Origin of the sequence: Terrabacter sp. GCM10028922, from assembly GCF_042666095.1 — a bacterium.
Taxonomy (GTDB): Bacteria; Actinomycetota; Actinomycetes; order Actinomycetales; family Dermatophilaceae; genus Terrabacter.
Genome location: NZ_JBHTFG010000006.1, coordinates 247,598 through 264,134 on the forward strand (window position 1 = coordinate 247,598; position 16,537 = coordinate 264,134).

Consider the following 16,537-nt stretch of genomic DNA (forward strand, 5'->3'; position numbering starts at 1 on the left):
ACTCCTGCCGTGCTTCCCACCGAGATCGCCGTCGTGAATGTCGGCTTGCAGCTGTTCGCAGACGCAGTGGAAACCCAAGGCCGGCCGGCGGCCCAGCTGGACTGGCGTATCCCCGCCGGCGGCGACGTGCGGCTGATCAGGGCACTCACCACGTTGCTCGGTGATCACGCTGCGCGAATCGACGCCGCCAACGCCGAAGTGTTTCGACGGCTCGACACCGGTGTGCCGCTGTGGACAGCCGTGGCCACGGCTGGCGACGTTCTGCCCGACGTCGACCGGCGCACCCTGCTGCACTGCGGACCAGCCATCGAGTGGCCGGACGTCTGCGATCCGCTGCGACGTTCAATGCGAGCCGCCACTGTCGCCGAAGGATGGGCCGCGGACCCGGCAGAGGCGGACGCTCTACTGCGCTCGGGCAGGGTTCATCTGGAACCGGCCAATCTGCATGACACGGTGCTTCCGATGGCAACCGCGCTCGGCCCGTCGATGCCCGTCCTGGTGGTGGACAACCAGGCGGGCGGTACACGGGCGTTCTCGGCCATCAACCAGGGCTCGGGGAACGTGGCCTGGTTTGGCCGAGAGACCGAGGCGGCGATCGCGCGTCTACGGTTCCTGCGCGACGTCGCCGGACCTCTACTCGCTGCCGCTGTGGCGCAGTCAGGACCGGTCGACGTCCTCAGCCTTGCTGCCCAAGGCCTCGCCATGGGCGACGACGTCCACATGCGTACCCAAGCAAGCACGAACCTGCTCATCCGACACCTGCTCCCGCAACTCGTCGCAGCCAGCGGCGCAGCGGCCGTGGAACTCGGCCGCTTCCTGTCGGCCAACCACCTGTTCTTCCTCAACCTGGCGATGGCGGCCGCCAAGTCGTTGACCATGTGGGCCGAGCAGGTCAACGACAGCAGCATCGTCACGACCATGGCTCGCAACGGGACGACGTTCGGGGTGCGCCTTGCCGGGTCGTCGACGTGGTTCCTCGCCGAAGCTCCCGAGATCGGAGACGCGCTCTACAACCCTGGCTTCGGACCGGACAGCGGCGCACGTGACATCGGCGACAGCGCAGTGCTCGAGTTGATCGGCCTCGGGGGAGCGGCAGCCGCTGGCTCACCCGCGGTCGCCGCTTTCCTGGGCGGGACCATGGCTGGCGCAGCAGAGGTCACAGAGAACATGGCCGACATCTGCCAGGGTGAAAGCAGCCGCTTCAAACTCCCAACCCTGGACATGCGCGGGACGCCCGTGGGCGTCGACGCACGCCTGATCGCGAAACTCAGCCAGACGCCAAAGGTGAACACCGGGATTCTGCACGTCAGTGCCGGAACCGGGCAGGTTGGTGCCGGCGTCGCCACCGCACCGCTGGACTGTTTCACCGACGCTGTCCTCGGCCTCGCGGAGCATCTCACATGAGGCCAGTGGACGTCGGGATCGATGCGACTCAGGTGCTGTGCACCCTTGGCTCCGGGCGTGTGCGCGCGGTCTTTGATCGCGCGATCTACCTGGTGGTTCCGGGCGGGCTCGTCGTGTTGGTCCCGACGGACGCGCCGCGCGGACCACTCCATGTCCGCGTCGAGACCCTGCCCGATATTGGCCCGGAGTGCCTGGTGTGGGTGGACAGACACAGGCTCCGCATCGGTGATCATTGCATCTTGTTGGACGCGCCCATCTGGTCGCCCCAGCTCCCGCCGGCAGCGTCGCTGGCTCGCGCCCGTGGGGGCGCGCGGTGCTGGCTCCCGGACCTCGGACCAGCACTTGACGTCGGAACGGTGGGGCGTGCGGAGCTCGGCGCCGCCGCGGTAACCGCCTTGCGCCGCGGCGACGTGGGCACGTTCGCGGCTGAGGTCGGAGGTCGCGGACCAGGCCTCACACCGGCCGGCGACGACATGATGGCCGGAGTCTTACTCGTGGCTCGCGCGATGTGGGGCGCGTCGGGGATGGCCGCGTGGACGCACGTGCAGCGCAAGCACCTCGCGAGGACGAACGACATCGCGAGCGCGTTCCTTACATGCGCTGCCCAAGGTCGGTGCATCGAACCCGCTCACGATCTGCTCCATGGTTTGGCGAGGGGTGACCACGGCGCTGTCAGCGCGGCGGCGGAGCGCCTGTGTCACTTCGGTAGCTCGTCGGGTGCCGCCCTGGCCTACGGCCTGCGAGCAGCTCTCCTTGAATTACCTCCGGCGCCTGGGCCATGACGCGATCCGTAACGCCTGGGCATCAATTATAGTGTACGCTTTGACTCTGATACTAAATGCCGCTGCATCGATGGTCCAGAAGTAGGGGCTGACGCATGCACGACCGTTGAGGCGAAGGGATGAGGCGATGACGAACACCATCGTGGTCATCGGAGGAAGCGCGGCCGGCATGGGTGCCGCCGGCGCCGCGAAGCAGGTAGATCCGGACGCCCGTGTCATCGTCTTCACCGAGCTGCAGGACGTTGCCTACAGCCCATGCGGTATCCCGTACGTGCACGGGGGGGAGATCGACTCTTTTGACCGGCTGATCCTGCTCGGCAAGGAGCATTACGAGGCGCAAGGGTTCGAGATCCACTATGAGACGGTGGTCAGCGCCATCAACCTCGCCGAGCACACCGTCGAGGTGCCCGGCCAGCCCGACATCGGGTTCGACCGCCTCATCATCGGCACCGGCTTCCAGTACGAGCGACCCGACATCCCCGGCGGAGACCTGGACGGCTTGTACTACGTGCGAGATATCCGGGCGGCTCAAGCCTGGGATGACGTCCTCAACACGGTGAAACGTGCGGTCATCGCCGGGGCCCAGCCGATCGGCGTCGAGATGGCAACCGCACTGGCACGTCGAGGCATCGAGACCCACCTGGTCGACCCCCATCCGTGGGCCATGGCCGAGATCGCCGACCCGGACATCATGGCCCCGGTGGAGGAGTCATGGCGCGAGATGGGCGTGCACATCCACCTGAACACTCAGATCAAGGCGTTTCTGGGAACCGAGCGAGTACACGCCGTCAAGAGTTCCGAGGGGGAAATCCCTGTCGACATGGTCGTCATCGGTGCCAGGAAGCTGCCGAACAACCACCTGGCGGCACAGGCAGGCATCAAGCTGGGCTCCACCGGTGGAATCATCGTGGACGAGCACATGAGGACTTCGGCGCCCGACGTCTTCGCCGCAGGCGATTGTGTCGAGGTGCCACAGGGGACGACCCGTGTGCCGGTCCAAGGGCTTTCCGGCAGTCACGCGTACGCGCAAGGCAAGGTCGCGGGAAGCGGCGCGGCGGGGAGGCTGCGAACCTACTCACCAGTCTTCGTGCCGTGGGGGCTGGTCGGGGGGAAGTGGATGATCGGCGGGGTGTCCTTCGGCGAGGCGCTTGCCGGAGCCCTGGGAATTCCGTTCGTGATGGGTGTCGCCGAAGGTATCTCGCGCGCCCGTTACTACCCAGACTTCAAGAAGATTCGCGTGAAGCTGCTTGCGGAGCCGAACAGTCTCAGACTGATCGGTGCACAGCTCGTGGGCGGCGAAGGCGTGAAGGAGCGCTGCGACTTCCTCGCGATGGCCGCCCGCAAGGGGATGACCCTGCATGACATCGCGTGGATGGAGAACGTCTACTCACCGGCGATGGGCGCGCTCAACGAACCCATGGCTCTGGCCGCGCAGAACGGTTTGACAGCGGCAGGCCAGTCATGACCAGGTTCTCTGGCTGGCTTCGGACGAACTCCCAGAAGTACCTGCTCGAGGCCGTACAGGCAGAGCTGGCGCAGCGATACCTCGGTCGGCCCCCTCCGGTTGGGCCAAGGAACCCGCAGGTGATCTTCTGGAAGTACCTGTTCGTGCCGCTCTACCGCCGCCTGCCGTGGGGAATCAAGCATTTCATCATCCTGGCGATGCCCGGCAGCCATCGGCGTCAATGGGGTCCGTGATCCTCGTGATGGACGAGCCGCAGCGCGTGATGAACCGCATGCCCGTTCGGTATCGCGAGGTGGCGGTTACCACCGTCGACTTCCCGCTGACCGAGGCCCGGCTGCGAAAGCACTTCAAGGGGCGCGAAGCGTACCGGCGAACTGGATATGTGGTCGTGCATCTCCAGGGCAGCGTCGACGTGGCCCTGCTCCAGGTGGAAACAGCCTCGCGAGAGCCGCTGTTCTCGCCGATCACGCGGGTCGAGCTGCTCGCCGGACCCGACGACGCCGCGTTCGTCCACGACCCGCAGGTCGATCTAGGCATCCCGAGCCAGCTCTGTCGGGCCGCCTTGCGGGACGCCTCCGACACTCGGTGCGTCATCGTTCATGGCATGTACGAGCACGTCAGCTTCATCATGGACGCCGCGCCGATCACGGTACGGCTGACCGAGGTGGCGCCGCCGTACCCGCCCAAACTGCTCGACCAGGCCCGTCGCGTGCTCGAGGTAGCCGAAGACCTGCCACCGATCGTGCTCGAGCCCCAGATCTTCGACCTACTCGAACTCTCGGCCACCCAGCCGGCCGAGCAGTACCTCCTCCCGTGCCGGGGCAGTGGGGTCGCCCCCGAAGACAGCAGGGTCTACTACCTCGACGAGCGACCTCCCCGTCACGACTGGGTGCTCGTAGGCTGTAAACGTTCACGCCAGATTCATCGGCACTTCTACGGCGACGAACCACCAAACGTCGAGATGTGCCCGCGGGACCTCGCGGAGCCAGGTCAGGACCGCATCCTCACCAAATGCTGCGACATCGAGGAAGGAGTCGTCCAAGACGGACCGATGACGGTAGTGCCATGGGGCGCAACTCTCGATGAAGTGCACGCGGGACTGCGGCAGCTCGCGGCGGAGCATGAGCGCCCCAGTGGGTGACTCTGGTGTGCCTGCACTTTCGCGTCAGGGTGGACATTCATGAAACGAGACGACGGCTATGCGCCCTTGCGGTCCTACGCGGCGATCGGGGATGGTCGCACGGTGGCGCTCGTGGCCGAGGATGGTGCGATCGACTGGCTCGCGGTGCCAAGCCTGGATTCGCCGAGCATGTTCGCAGCCCTGCTGGACGCGGGACACGGTGGTTGCCTCACGGTCACCCCGACCGCAACTTTTGAGGTCTCCCGCCGGTACCTACCGGGCACCAACGTGCTGGAAACCACCTTCACCACCACCGACGGGGTCGTGCGGCTCTTGGACGCGATGAGCCTCAATGGCGACGCGGGCTTGTCTCCCTTGCGTGAGCTGCAGCGCCGGGTCGAGGGGGTGGCGGGGCACGTGGTGATGAGCTGGCGCGCAAGGCCGCGTTTCGGCGACGGCCAGCGGCCCACCCAACTGGCCCGGCGGTACGACGTCCCGGTGTTCTCCTCGGGAGCGGACGCCATCGCCATCTGCACGTTCGACGCCGGCGAGATCGAGACCGGCAGTGACTGGGTCGGCGGCACGTTCGAGACCTGTCCGGGATCGGAGGCGGTGATCGCGCTGTGCGCAGCCCACCAGGAGCCACTGATCTTTCCCGCTCGCGAGGAGCTCGATGAGCGGTACGCCACCACCCTGGCGACGTGGCGGGCCTGGCAAGGTGGCGGGCGCTATGAGGGCCCCTGGCAAGACCCTGTGGCCCGCAGCGCGCTCGCGCTCAAGCTGTTGGTGCACGCCCCTTCAGGGGCGCTGGCAGCCGCCGCGACCACCTCCCTGCCCGAGGACATCGGCGGGGTGCGGAACTGGGACTACCGCTTCTGCTGGGTCCGCGACGCCGCCTTCACCCTCGACGCACTGCTCCGCCTGGGCTGCGCCCCCGAGGCGCAGGCATACTTCTGGTGGCTCATGCACGCCTCACAGCTAACCCGCCCACGGCTGCAGCCGCTCTACCGACTCGACGGTGGAGCCTTCGCCCGCGAGCGGACGTTGCCGCTGCCCGGCTACCGGGCTTCACGACCAGTCCGGGTCGGCAACGCTGCAGCGGCGCAGCTTCAGCTGGACACCTATGGTGAGCTGTTGCAGACGGCGTGGCTCTATGCGGGGGCCGGCCACCGGGTGGATGCCGACATCGGCCGGCGCCTTGCCCAGGTCGCGGACCTGGTCTGCCACCTGTGGGGCTCGCCGGACGCGGGGATCTGGGAGGTGCGCAGCGAGCCGGTGCACTTCACCCACTCCAAGATGATGTGTTGGGTTGCGTTGGACCGGGCTGGGCGCCTGGCCGAGCAGGGTCTGATCCCGGCCCGCCACAAGGGCCGGTGGCTCGAACAGGCCGCCGCGGTCGCGGACTTCATCGAACGCGAGTGCTACTCGAGCGAGCTGAAGAGCTACGTCCGCTTCGCCGGCGGTGAAGAACTCGACGCGAGTGTGCTGCTGGGTCTCCTGTCGGGGTACGGCGATGCTCGTTCCCCGCGCTGGGCGGACACCGTCGCCGCGGTTCGTCGCGAACTCGGGCACGGCTGCTATGTACGCCGCTACAGCGGCGGCGACGGCCTCAGCGGCGGGGAGGGCGCCTTCATCAGCTGCTCCTTCTGGCTCGCCGAGGCGCTGGCACGGACCGGAAGTGTCTCAGAGGCAACCGCCTTGATGGACGAGCTGGTCGCCCTCGCCAACGACGTCGGCCTCTACGCCGAGGAGATCGACCCCGCTACCGGAGCGTTCCTCGGCAACCTTCCGCAGGCACTGAGCCACCTGTCACTCATCAGCGCGGCCCTGACGATCGCTGGGGAGAAGCCCCGATGAGTGTGTGGGTGGCGCTCGCCGGCGGCTTCGCCGGGACCCTGTTGCTGACCACCGTGCTACGCACAGCCAGCGAGTTCCACCTGACCCGAATGGACCTGCCGTTCCTGCTGGGCACCGCGATCACCGCGGACCGGACGCGAGCCAAGGCGCTCGGCTACCTCGCCCATTTCGTCATGGGGCAGATCTTCGCCGTGGGCTATTACGGGCTGTTCGTCGCGCTCGGCCGCTCCGACTGGTGGCTCGGAGCGGCGTTCGGGCTCGGACACGGCCTGTTCGCCGGCACGGTTCTGGTCAACGTACTGCTGCCGCTGGTGCACCCGCGGATGGGAACGACGTCCTCCGATGCAGGCACAGTCTCGCTGCTGGAGCCGCCTGGGTTCATGGCCCGCAACTACGGCGTTCGAACCCCCGTCGTCAGCCTGTTCGCCCACATCGGCTACGGCACCATCATCGCGATGTTCCTCACCCTCGCCCGCTGACAAGACTCACGTGCGGCACAAGGCGTGTCGCCACCCGTGGCGGCAGTGCAGCTCAGCCTCAGCCGAGTCCGTGCTTGGCGACGGTTAGGAGAACGGCCGCGTCCTCCAGCGCCTCGAGGGTGTGCTTCGCATCAGGCACGACGAGCAGCTCGCCGGGGGAGCCCTCCCGCGAAGCTTCCGTGGTGGCCAGCCGAACCCTGCCATGCAGTACATGCACGGTCGCTTCGCCGGGGTTCTCGTGCTCATCCAGGTGCTGCCCCGCAACCAAAGCGATGACGGTCTGGCGCAAGGCGCAATCACGGCCGCCGTAGACGGTGCGGGCGCTGCGGCCGCCGCTCGCTTGCCGTGCAGCCTGGAGCTGCTGGTGGACGGTCAACGTCAGAGAAGTCGTCTCCACTGGGATACTCCAAGATGCTGGTTGCGGGTTCGGGATCAACGCCCGCCTGGGCCGATCAGGCCCCGGCTGTTGATGACAGACGATCGGGTCCCCGTTCGTAGGCCGCAATGGTCGCGTGTGGCTGATGACGGCGTGCCTGCCTTCTTGTGGCTTGTAGCTCTTTGAGGACCTCGACGACGAGCGGGCCCTCGTCATCGCAACGCACGGTGCCCTGACAAACCGTCATGGGGACAGGCGCCGTTCGAGTTCGCTGAGGTAGTTGTCATACGCGGCCGCGACGTCATCCAAGTCCAGTGCTTGCGGCAGGTCAGCAGCAAGCTGTCGCTCGATGAGGAACGCTGCGGTGGCCTCGACGATGCGAGCCTCGGCGAGCCCGCCAAGCCCAAGTCGCTCAACAACATCGGGGCTTGCCTGGATCAGGATTTCGACCCGTTCCTCACCCTCGCGGACTCGGACCAAATAGTCGTGGCCCCCGAGCGGTTCGACTCGTAGTTGGTTGGTCATGATCCTGATATCCAGGCTGTGATCGTCGCGGAGGTTCGGAAGTGTCGGGACGACGCCGTGCATGGCGGGTGGGTGCGGCCCAGCACTCTGCCGCCGAAGCCCTTCTCGCGGAGGGCTCGGGCGGTCTTGGCGCCGGCGAGGCCGGCGCCAACGGTCACGAACATGTCGGACGTCGTCATCAGGCTGCCTTTCGTAGAGCCGCCGGCTACCGCGCGTGGGCCAGGGCGAAGAATTCCTGGCGGGTAGCGGTGTCGTGACGCAGCTGCCCGTGGAGGGCCGATGTCAGCGTGCGGGAGCCGTGTGCCCGTACGCCGCGCAAGGACATGCATTGGTGCTCGGCCTCGATGACGACGCCAACACCTCTGGGGTGCAGATGTGAATCGAGGCTGTCGGCGACTTGCTTGGTGAGCCGCTCCTGTACTTGCAGCCCGCGCGCGAACCGCTGGACCAGACGTGCGAGCTTGGACAACCCGACGATTCTTCGATCGGGCAGGTAGCCGACGTGCGCCACACCCTGGAACGGCAACAGGTGGTGTTCACACAGCGACTGGAAGGGAATGTCTCGCGCCAGCACGAGTTCGTCGTAGCCCTCGTCATTGGGAAAAGTGGTGAGGTCGAAGGCCTCGGGGGTCAACAGCTCCGCGTAGGCGTTGGCGACCCGCCTTGGTGTCTCGCGCAGATGTTCGGAATCGGGATCTTGGCCCAGAGCAACCAGCAACGCCCTCACTGCATGCTCGGCGGCGTCGAGCTCGATGTGCGGGCCCTGGCTGATCACCCGCAGATGTTGGGGGCGCTCCACCGTGGTCACGTCTGGCTCGTGCTGGGCTGAGATGGGGATCACGGGGTCTGCTCCTTGCGGGCGCGCGCGGTCGTGGGCCTGTCGAAACAACTACGGTGTTGTTCGTGGTCCGCATGAGAGGCACGGCCATGGGTGTGTGTCGAAGGCTTTCCAAACGGATGCAAGCACTGAACGCGCGAGTCCACACCCCACGGCACCGAGGATCCCTTCCCTTGCTTCGAGGGCAAGAACCTGGTTATGGGCCGAAGGCTCCCATGAACCAGGGCCGTGGTTCTAAAAGGAGGCGCCGCGCAGCCATATTCGATGAGCCGTTTCGCCGCACGCTTTACAGCGACAGGTCGCTCAGCCCGGGGAGTGAGCCGGTCGCAGCGCGAGTGGCCGTCATGGCGACGTCGGTCGCGATGCTGAAGATGCGCTCGGCACGCTGCGGATCCGACCAGTGGTGACTGTCGAGGAAGCTCATCCACCGGTGTGGAGGGATAAGTGGCTGACGCGAGTAGTCGAGCTCAGCCCAGGTCACGGCGATCTCGATGAGCTCCAGAAGCCCATCAGGGTCACCGACGATGACGAGAAGCCGGTCGTGATGCCACTCAGTCAGCCCACCGAACTCGCATAGGCCACGGCAGGTTTCGCTGCGCGGTTGAGCGCTCGCCGGACTCATGCTCACAACAGCGCCGGAACTTGCCCGGCCGACTCGACGTGGCGCTCGTAGGGCCCGAGACCCGATGTGAGGAAGGCTGGCGGTGGGCCTGCCACCGTCGCCAGGGGGAGTCAGCAGCACCCCCGGATGCGCGCGTGAGTCCTCTGGAACTCCTGTCCCATCATTCACGAGGGGCATGTTCGCCTCCTTTGTGCGGCGCCTGGGAAAGTCCTGGACTGGATCTCCTCGAACGTATGGCCGCCGCAGGCTGGCGCACAGGCCAGGTTGCGGCAGGACTGGTGTTGGTTGTCTTGCCGATGATCGGCAAGGGAATGCGGATTCGACCCAAGGCCGCGAACCCAACTGATTGCCGCTCCAGTACGCGCTCTTGGTGTCGTTGCAATCAGCGATTCTGCCGACTCCTGAAGGGGATTCGATCTAGGGCGAGCCGTAGCCGTTCCGCCACGCGTGATGGCCGGCCATCGGAACCCTGCGCACGCGATGGCAGAGGTCGAAGGCGCGCCAGATGGAATCAGGGAGCCGAGAAGGGCATCGCCGTCAGCGTTCCGCGTCTGCCGATGAGAAGGGCGCAGGTCTTCTGGCCGTCGGCTTGGACCTGGCCCAAGCCTGGATCCTTGCTTCGCCGCATCGCATCTACGGAGCAGAGGTTGCCCGGCGCCTGCAACAACGAGGGCAGAACTTGGCCGGGCGCGGCCCTGTCGGTCGAGGCACCGACGCGCCAGTGTGAGTTCCGAGCCCCCGAACCCTTTGTCATCCGGGCCCCAACCACGTTCGTCAAAGGAGCCTCCATGACGCTAGCTCGCCCTCCAGATCCCCAGCCACCAGTTTCCAGGATCATTGGCATTCTTGCTCTCGAGAGGGGCTCCCGCTGCTTGCCGGTGCATACCGCTCTCGGGGCCCATTCGTGCCCTTGGCCACAAACGGTGGCGGCGAAGTCGACCAACGACAGCATCGGCCCGGAACTAGCCCCTTGGGACATCGTTGACGAGTGGGGGGTGCAATCCTTCCCAGCGAGTGACCCACCCCCGAACTGGTGAGGCTGTCATGAGGCATGCATCGAACCGCAGGTGGCCGGATCTCCCACCGTTGCATGACGGGTGCCGCAAGGGCCGCCACGTCGAGTGGGCAGTGCAATGAAGGCGTATCGCTTCGCGTGGCTGGCTGTGGTCACATTGCTTGCCGTCGTCGGCATAGTCGCCGCCTTGGTCCTTTCCCCTGCGGCCCTGGTGACTCTCGTCGGCATCGCAGTCATGGGCACCATCTTGACGCTCCTGGTCCTCGGCGGAGATGGAGCGCGATCTCATAGTGATCGTGCGGGGTGGCTGCTCAGGAGCGGTCTGGCGGCAGGGGCGGTGGCCGGTTCCCTCGTCGGGTTCGCATCGCTGCTAGGCCCCGGCGTATTTCCGCTGGCCCTCCTTCTCCTCGTGAGCTCACCGTACGCGGCGCATGCCTGGAGCCACTTGCGGCGATATCTCTTGAATCCATCGACAGGGCAGACGGTCCCGAAGGACGACGCGCTCGCCAATACGAGTCTGCAGTTCCGACCAGCCCCGGGGCTCGTAGAACCTGCCCTGCTCAACGACGAGCAGCTGTGCCAGGCGTGGCTTGCCAGCTACTGGGCGTTGCGAGACTCCTCATCTTGGATACAGATGATGGGCGCGGTTGCAGCGCGTCAACGCTTTCTTGACGAGTTCGAGCGACGCAATCGGAACGGTCTCGCGGCGTGGCTCGCTTCGGGACCCAGGGCCGCGGGAAATCCTCTGCCCTACCTCGCCGAGAGCCGCGTCAACAGCCCGGCGATCGACTGGGATGAGCTCACCCGGGGCCAGGACTGCTGAGAGCCCGGCACGTGGAGCATCACTGGATGCACTCGCACAGTTCCGTCCCGTTGGTCAGGGTTCGCTCCCGCCTCACGTGAGCGTGCGCTTGCTGGAAGTTCCGCCGCGAACGCGAAGTGCAGATCTCGACATGGTCCGTAGGGGTGACGTCACCACCGCGAATGAGTGGCAACGCTCCCGAGTAGGGCGGAGTGGGCGGTCGTCCTCATTTCTAGTCCGTCACGATGCGCGAAAACGGGCGGAGTCGGCGGTCGAGTGAGGATAGACCTGCCCGCGGACGACGGCGTTTCCCCGGTCCGCGCAGACTGGGACTCGGATTGTTCGGAGGTTCGTCTGCAAGAGAGAGCCCCGGCGTGACCGGGGCTCTCTCTTGCGCCGTTGGACTCAACCTCGTCACCCTCCCAGGAGCCGAGGTCACCACTCGTGCATGGTCCCGTGGGCGATGTTGTAGTACATGCCGATGTGCGTGTAGAAGTTCATCGCGCCGAAGAGCAGGAACACCATGCCGCCGACGATCCAGGCCCGGACGGCCCATGGCAGCAGCCGCGGCCGGTTGGCCAGCTGCGCGATCGCGAAGAGCAGCGCGCCGATTGCGACCACGCCCCACAGCCCGCCGAGGAACAACGCTTCGAGGATCGGCAGGTGACCGAACCGGCCACTGATCGGTTCCTGCGGGGGAGCGGCGCCGAGCTGGAAGCGGACGAACGTGATGGCCAGGACCCCCATGGCCAGGCCGAGTGCGCCGACGAAGACGGCGACCGGCTTGAGCGCGGCGATGGCGGTTGCGTTGGCCTCGTCGATCTCGCCGGCGAACAGCGCGCGGTGGCGCCACAGGTACACGGCGGCGAACAGGAGCAGGGCGCCGAACCCTGCGGCAGGTTGGCCGAAGGCGATGTTGGCGTACTCGAAGCCGTCGCCGCCGAAGGGCCACGTCACCGTGGTGTGCAGGCCCAGCACGAGCAGCAGCAGCCCGGTGACGCCGAAGAAGGCGGCCCAGCCTTCGCTGTCGATGCGTCTGCCCCGGATGAGGTGGGTGAGGAACCAGGCGAATCCCAGTAGTCCCGCGCCTGCCGTGATGGCGACCAGTTCGTTGTAGACGACCATGTCGTCCACTCTCCTTTCCTTGCGGGCCAGCTGCGGGTCCGCTTCTCGTTGATTGGTGCATGCGTGTGATGTGTCGGCCGGTGGGCACGGTGGCGCCCTCGCGCTTGGTTCAGCGGTGACGGGCCGGGTTGGCCTTGGCCGGCGTCCGGCCGGTCGGGTCGGTGTGATGGACGGGTCGGTCGTCACGGGTCGCGTCGATCACGCCGAAGACGAACCAGGCGACCACGAACAGGATCGCGAGGGCGCCGGGGACCAGGACTTCGTTCGGGGTCATGGGGAACCTCCTTCTTGGAGCGGTGGTGTCGCGTGAATATCGCTACAATCTGTGTAGCGTAATGACACAGTCTTTTGTTCCCGGAAGGATCGACATGGCTTCTTCACCCGGACGTCCCCGCGACCGGAGCGTCGATGAGCGCATCTCTCGCGCGGCTCTGGAGCTGCTGCGTGAGCAGGGTCCCGAGGCGGTTCACATCGACGGGGTCGCGACCCGGTCCGGGGTGGCCCGCACGACGATCTACCGGCGTTTCCGGAATCGGGAGGCGCTCATCGCGGCGACGATCGCCCTGTTCGGCGAGGAGCCCTTCCCGGCCGCGGAGCTGCCGGTGGAGGACAAGCTCCGCTGGCTGCTGGAGCAGGTTCGGGGGCTGGTCGAGGAGCAGCTCGGGCGCGGAGTGGTCGCCGCGGTCCTTGCGGACTCGGATCCGGTGTTCAGCGCGGCGCTCCGGGCCCGACTGACGCGAAGGCTGAAGGCCCTGCAGGGCCAGATCGACGCGGACGTCGCCGAGGGCCGCATCAGACGGGGTGCCGACGCGGAAGCGCTCGCTGGGCTGGTCTTCGGCGCCTACCTCGGCGAGCTCCTTCAGTACGGGCGTGCCCGCCCCGGCTGGGCCGACGGTGTCATAGACCTGCTGCTGCGCGGCATCCGCGTTCCCTCCGGGTCGTGATGGTCGGGATGTCTACGAGAATCAACGCCGCTTCGTGGGTCTCCGGTCTCGATGACGAGCGATAGTGACCCGGGGTGCCCGTTGTCCGTCAGTAGGCGCGTCGAGAGGCGACGATCCCGATCCTGAAGGGAGAGGACGATGACGGATGTGGAGGCGCCCGCACCCCGGCCGAGGCCGCTTTGGCGTGTGGAGGACGTGGCCGAGTACTTGGCGGTGCCGATCAAAACGCTGTACAAGTGGCGGCTCGAGCGGCATGGGCCGCCGTGCGCGCGGATCGGCAAACATCTGCGTTACGTTCCCGAAGAGGTCGTCGCGTGGGTCGAGAGCCGCAAGCAGGCCGCGTCCTGAGGCCGCGTGATGGCTAGGCAACCGCTGCCCTTGGGATCGTGGGGACGCATTGGGGTCAGTCCAGCGACAAAGAGCGACGCGGGAAGGCCCCTGTCGTATCGGGCTCGTGCCAAGTTCCGAGACTTTGATGGCGTCACTCGGGAGGTCAAGGCAGAGGGAAAGACAAGAAGCGCCGCCGAGGCCAACCTGCTCGTCAAGCTGCGCGAACGCGCCAGTGCCCGCCATGGCGGCACGCTCAAGTCGACGGACCGCTTCTCCGTCGCGGCCGCGCTTTGGCTCGACCAGCTCGACGCGAAGGTGGCAGATGGCCGCCGGTCGCCGAGTACACGTGACGCTTACCGCAACAAGCTCGAGAAGCATGTTCTGCCTGCGCTCGGTGAGGTTCGGCTGGGCGAGATCACCACTCCTCTGGTCGACAGAGTGATCCAGTCGATCAAGAGCCGTGTAGGGGCGCCTACGGCGAGGTCGAGTCGAAGCGTCATCTCGGGCGTGCTCGGCGTGGCAGCCCGTCACGGCGCCATCGTCACCAACCCGGTGCGCGACGCGGACACCGTCCCGTCCACCCCCAAGCGCCGGCCGCGAGCGCTCAGCGACGATGAGCGTCGCGAGTGGTTCGCCATGCTGTCACGCGATCCCCAGGCGGTCGCCGCCGATCTTCCCGACCTGACCGTCTTCTTGCTGGCCACTGGCGTTCGGATCGGTGAAGCCCTCGGTCTGCTCTGGTCGGAGGTGGACGTCGATGCCGCCCTGGTGGCGATCACGGGACAGGTGATGCGGGTGACAGGGGAGGGCCTCGTGCGGCGGCCGACGAAGTCGGCGGCCGGGCAGCGGATCCTCGCGATTCCGGGTTGGTGCCTGGAGATGCTGGCCGCGCGCCGTGCCCGAGGCATCAGGCCGGAAGAGCCCGTCTTCTGTGATGCCCTCGGGGGCTTCCGCGACCCCAACAACGTCCGCCGAGACCTTCGCCGCGCGCGGGCACCGCGAGGGAACGAGGCCCGTCAGTCCCTCGGCGCCGCGCTCGCCCGAGCCAGACGAACCGCCGCAAAGTCGCGCCAGGACGTGGCAGAGGCCCTCGCTTGGCCAAGGACGCGAGTCGAGCTCGTCGAGTCGGGCAGGGTGCGCCTGGAGCCACAGGATGTAGCCGCCTTGGCCGACCTCTACCGGGTCACCCAGCGTGGCCGGAGCGAGCTCATCCTGCTAGCTGAGGAGGCGTCGAGGCCCATGGATATGGATGCTCTGGCTTGGATCACCTCGCACACCTTCCGGAAGACGAACGCGACGATCCTCGACGATGCCGGGCTCTCGGCGCGGCAGATCGCCGACCAGCTCGGCCACGCTCGGCCGTCGCTCACGATGGACGTCTACATGGGGCGCGGCGCGAGTAACCGCGCCGCCGCGGCTGCGCTGGAGGAAGCACTGAGCACCGACGCGCCCGAGCCAAAAGTGGCCGGTTTCGTGGACAGCAGTAGAGCCCGGCCCAAAGGGCCGGGCTCCTGACCTGCATAGATAGTGCGCCGCCAGGGACTCGAACCCCGAACCCAGTGATTAAGAGTCACTTGCTCTGCCAATTGAGCTAGCGGCGCAACGAGGGGAAACGTTAGCAGCCGTCCCGCACCCGTACAAAATCGGCCGACGGACCCGCCCGACCGGCGCCCGCGCGTGGCCGTTCGAGGTGCGAGCGGGCCCACGAGGGCGGCCGATTCGGCCGACGCGGGTCCCCTTCCTGAAGCGTCCCTGCGGCCTCTAGAGCGTCGCGCTCGCCGTCGAGATGAGCGACAGCGCGAGGCTGATGACGATGGCGCCGATGATGACGCCGACCGTGATTCGCTGGGCCTTCTTGTTCCCTATGAGCATGCCCACCATTGTGGCGCATGGGACGACGAGAGCCCCCGACCGGATCGGTCGGGGGCTCTCCGTGGGGTGAGTGACGGGACTTGAACCCGCGGCCACCTGGACCACAACCAGGTGCTCTACCAGCTGAGCTACACCCACCATGCACAGCACGAGCCGGGCCCGAGGGCTCGGCGTCGTGGGACGGCGTCGACAATCGTACAGGCTGACGCAGGGTGCTCGTGACCACCCCGCCAGGCGGCATATCCAAGGCGCTCTTCGTATGCCGGCAGGCCCCGTCCCGGGGTTAGTGCTCGATGACGTGGGCCGTCGCGAGCGCCTTGGCGGTGGCGCTGTCGGGACCCGGCTGCGGTACGAAGACGGCCTCCCGGTAGTAGCGCAGCTCCGCGATCGACTCGCGGATGTCGGCGAGCGCACGGTGCCCGCCGGACTTCTTCGGGGCGTTGAAGTAGACGCGGGGATACCAACGGCGCGACAGCTCCTTGATCGAGCTGACGTCGATGATCCGGTAGTGCAGGTACGACTCGAGCACCGGCATGTCACGCGACAGGAACCCGCGGTCCGTGGCGACCGTGTTGCCGCCGAGGGGCGCCTTGCGGGGCTCGGGCACGAAGGTGCGGACGTAGTCGAGGACGATGTGCTCGGCCTCGTGGAGCGTCACGCCGGAGTCGAGCTCGTTGATCAGTCCGGACGTCGTGTGCATGTCGCGGACGAAGTCGTCCATCTGCTCCAGCGACTCGTCCGGCGGCTTGATCACGACGTCGATGCCGTCGCCGAGCTGGTTGAGCTCGAAGTCCGTGACGAGCGCTGCGACCTCGACGAGGGCGTCGGACTTCAGGGACAAGCCCGTCATCTCGCAGTCGATCCAGATGATCCGGTCGGCGATGGCTCGGTGGTTGGTGTCGCTCACGCGTCCACCATAGGGGCCAGACGTGGGCGCGTCCGCCCGACTCGGGTGTGCACGCGGCCGGCTGCACTAGCCTG

Annotated in this window: 17 protein-coding genes and 2 tRNA genes; 10 read left to right on the plus strand and 9 right to left on the minus strand. The window is 66.9% G+C overall.

The genetic code is table 11. The features are described from left to right. Nucleotides 1–9 precede the first annotated feature (9 nt). The 6 genes from ACFQU3_RS06020 to ACFQU3_RS06045 all read left to right on the plus strand — a co-directional run bounded on the left by ACFQU3_RS06020 (nt 10) and on the right by ACFQU3_RS06045 (nt 7,107). Complete coding sequence (locus tag ACFQU3_RS06020; RefSeq protein WP_385907745.1) at nt 10–1,404, plus strand: DUF1116 domain-containing protein; 1,395 nt, start codon at nt 10–12, stop codon at nt 1,402–1,404. Next, the gene (locus tag ACFQU3_RS06025) at nt 1,401–2,186 is read left to right on the plus strand and encodes a DUF2877 domain-containing protein (RefSeq protein WP_385907746.1); all 786 of its coding nucleotides are present in this window, start codon (nt 1,401–1,403) and stop codon (nt 2,184–2,186) included. Before ACFQU3_RS06020 ends, ACFQU3_RS06025 begins: the two co-directional genes overlap by 4 nt. A 127-nt stretch (nt 2,187–2,313) precedes the next feature. Continuing rightward, on the plus strand, nt 2,314–3,651 hold the full coding sequence (locus ACFQU3_RS06030) for an FAD-dependent oxidoreductase (protein ID WP_385907748.1): 1,338 nt from the start codon (nt 2,314–2,316) through the stop codon (nt 3,649–3,651). 229 nt (nt 3,652–3,880) lie between these two features. Then, nucleotides 3,881–4,792, plus strand: a complete 912-nt coding sequence (locus ACFQU3_RS06035) for a hypothetical protein (protein ID WP_385907750.1) — start codon at nt 3,881–3,883, stop codon at nt 4,790–4,792. Between the two features lie 39 nt (nt 4,793–4,831). Continuing rightward, nucleotides 4,832–6,628, plus strand: a complete 1,797-nt coding sequence (locus ACFQU3_RS06040) for a glycoside hydrolase family 15 protein (protein ID WP_385907752.1) — start codon at nt 4,832–4,834, stop codon at nt 6,626–6,628. Between the two features lie 8 nt (nt 6,629–6,636). After that, nucleotides 6,637–7,107: a hypothetical protein gene (locus ACFQU3_RS06045; RefSeq protein ID WP_385907754.1), complete on the plus strand. Its 471-nt coding sequence runs from the start codon at nt 6,637–6,639 to the stop codon at nt 7,105–7,107. Between the two features lie 58 nt (nt 7,108–7,165). On the opposite strand, the gene ACFQU3_RS06050 is transcribed toward ACFQU3_RS06045, so the two are convergent. From ACFQU3_RS06050 to ACFQU3_RS06065, 4 genes are all read right to left on the minus strand, one after another. Beyond that, nucleotides 7,166–7,504, minus strand: a complete 339-nt coding sequence (locus ACFQU3_RS06050; protein ID WP_385907756.1) for a LuxR family transcriptional regulator — start codon at nt 7,502–7,504, stop codon at nt 7,166–7,168. A gap of 222 nt (nt 7,505–7,726) precedes the next feature. After that, nucleotides 7,727–8,071: a hypothetical protein gene (locus ACFQU3_RS06055; protein ID WP_385907758.1), complete on the minus strand. Its 345-nt coding sequence runs from the start codon at nt 8,069–8,071 to the stop codon at nt 7,727–7,729. A 142-nt stretch (nt 8,072–8,213) separates the two neighbouring features. Then, nucleotides 8,214–8,789, minus strand: a complete 576-nt coding sequence (gene folE, locus ACFQU3_RS06060) for a GTP cyclohydrolase I FolE (protein ID WP_385908279.1) — start codon at nt 8,787–8,789, stop codon at nt 8,214–8,216. Nucleotides 8,790–9,132: 343 nt separating this feature from the next. Then, nucleotides 9,133–9,468, minus strand: coding sequence for a hypothetical protein (locus ACFQU3_RS06065; RefSeq protein WP_385907759.1), 336 nt, complete (start codon nt 9,466–9,468; stop codon nt 9,133–9,135). A gap of 1,133 nt (nt 9,469–10,601) precedes the next feature. Between ACFQU3_RS06065 and ACFQU3_RS06070 the strand changes: the two genes are divergently transcribed. Then, nucleotides 10,602–11,306: a hypothetical protein gene (locus tag ACFQU3_RS06070; protein WP_385907761.1), complete on the plus strand. Its 705-nt coding sequence runs from the start codon at nt 10,602–10,604 to the stop codon at nt 11,304–11,306. Nucleotides 11,307–11,720: 414 nt separating this feature from the next. Here the strand turns inward: ACFQU3_RS06070 and ACFQU3_RS06075 are convergent, their stop codons facing one another. Both ACFQU3_RS06075 and ACFQU3_RS06080 read right to left on the minus strand, forming a co-directional pair. Continuing rightward, nucleotides 11,721–12,410 (minus strand): DUF981 family protein, encoded by a 690-nt coding sequence (locus ACFQU3_RS06075; protein ID WP_385908281.1) that lies wholly within the window; start codon nt 12,408–12,410, stop codon nt 11,721–11,723. Between the two features lie 109 nt (nt 12,411–12,519). Next, nucleotides 12,520–12,684, minus strand: a complete 165-nt coding sequence (locus tag ACFQU3_RS06080) for a hypothetical protein (RefSeq protein ID WP_385907763.1) — start codon at nt 12,682–12,684, stop codon at nt 12,520–12,522. 94 nt (nt 12,685–12,778) lie between these two features. Between ACFQU3_RS06080 and ACFQU3_RS06085 the strand changes: the two genes are divergently transcribed. From ACFQU3_RS06085 to ACFQU3_RS06095, 3 genes are all read left to right on the plus strand, one after another. After that, complete coding sequence (locus ACFQU3_RS06085) at nt 12,779–13,354, plus strand: TetR/AcrR family transcriptional regulator (RefSeq protein WP_385907765.1); 576 nt, start codon at nt 12,779–12,781, stop codon at nt 13,352–13,354. 138 nt (nt 13,355–13,492) lie between these two features. After that, nucleotides 13,493–13,702 carry a helix-turn-helix transcriptional regulator gene (locus ACFQU3_RS06090; RefSeq protein ID WP_385907767.1) on the plus strand — a complete coding sequence of 70 codons (210 nt, stop codon included), beginning with the start codon at nt 13,493–13,495 and terminating at the stop codon, nt 13,700–13,702. A gap of 9 nt (nt 13,703–13,711) precedes the next feature. Then, nucleotides 13,712–15,199: a tyrosine-type recombinase/integrase gene (locus ACFQU3_RS06095; protein WP_385907769.1), complete on the plus strand. Its 1,488-nt coding sequence runs from the start codon at nt 13,712–13,714 to the stop codon at nt 15,197–15,199. A 13-nt stretch (nt 15,200–15,212) separates the two neighbouring features. Here the strand turns inward: ACFQU3_RS06095 and ACFQU3_RS06100 are convergent. The 3 genes from ACFQU3_RS06100 to orn form a co-directional block, all read right to left on the minus strand. Then, nucleotides 15,213–15,285 (minus strand) — tRNA-Lys (locus tag ACFQU3_RS06100). A 333-nt stretch (nt 15,286–15,618) separates the two neighbouring features. Then, nucleotides 15,619–15,694 (minus strand) — tRNA-His (locus ACFQU3_RS06105). A 145-nt stretch (nt 15,695–15,839) separates the two neighbouring features. Beyond that, nucleotides 15,840–16,463, minus strand: a complete 624-nt coding sequence (gene orn / locus ACFQU3_RS06110) for an oligoribonuclease (RefSeq protein WP_385907771.1) — start codon at nt 16,461–16,463, stop codon at nt 15,840–15,842. Nucleotides 16,464–16,537: the final 74 nt, after the last annotated feature.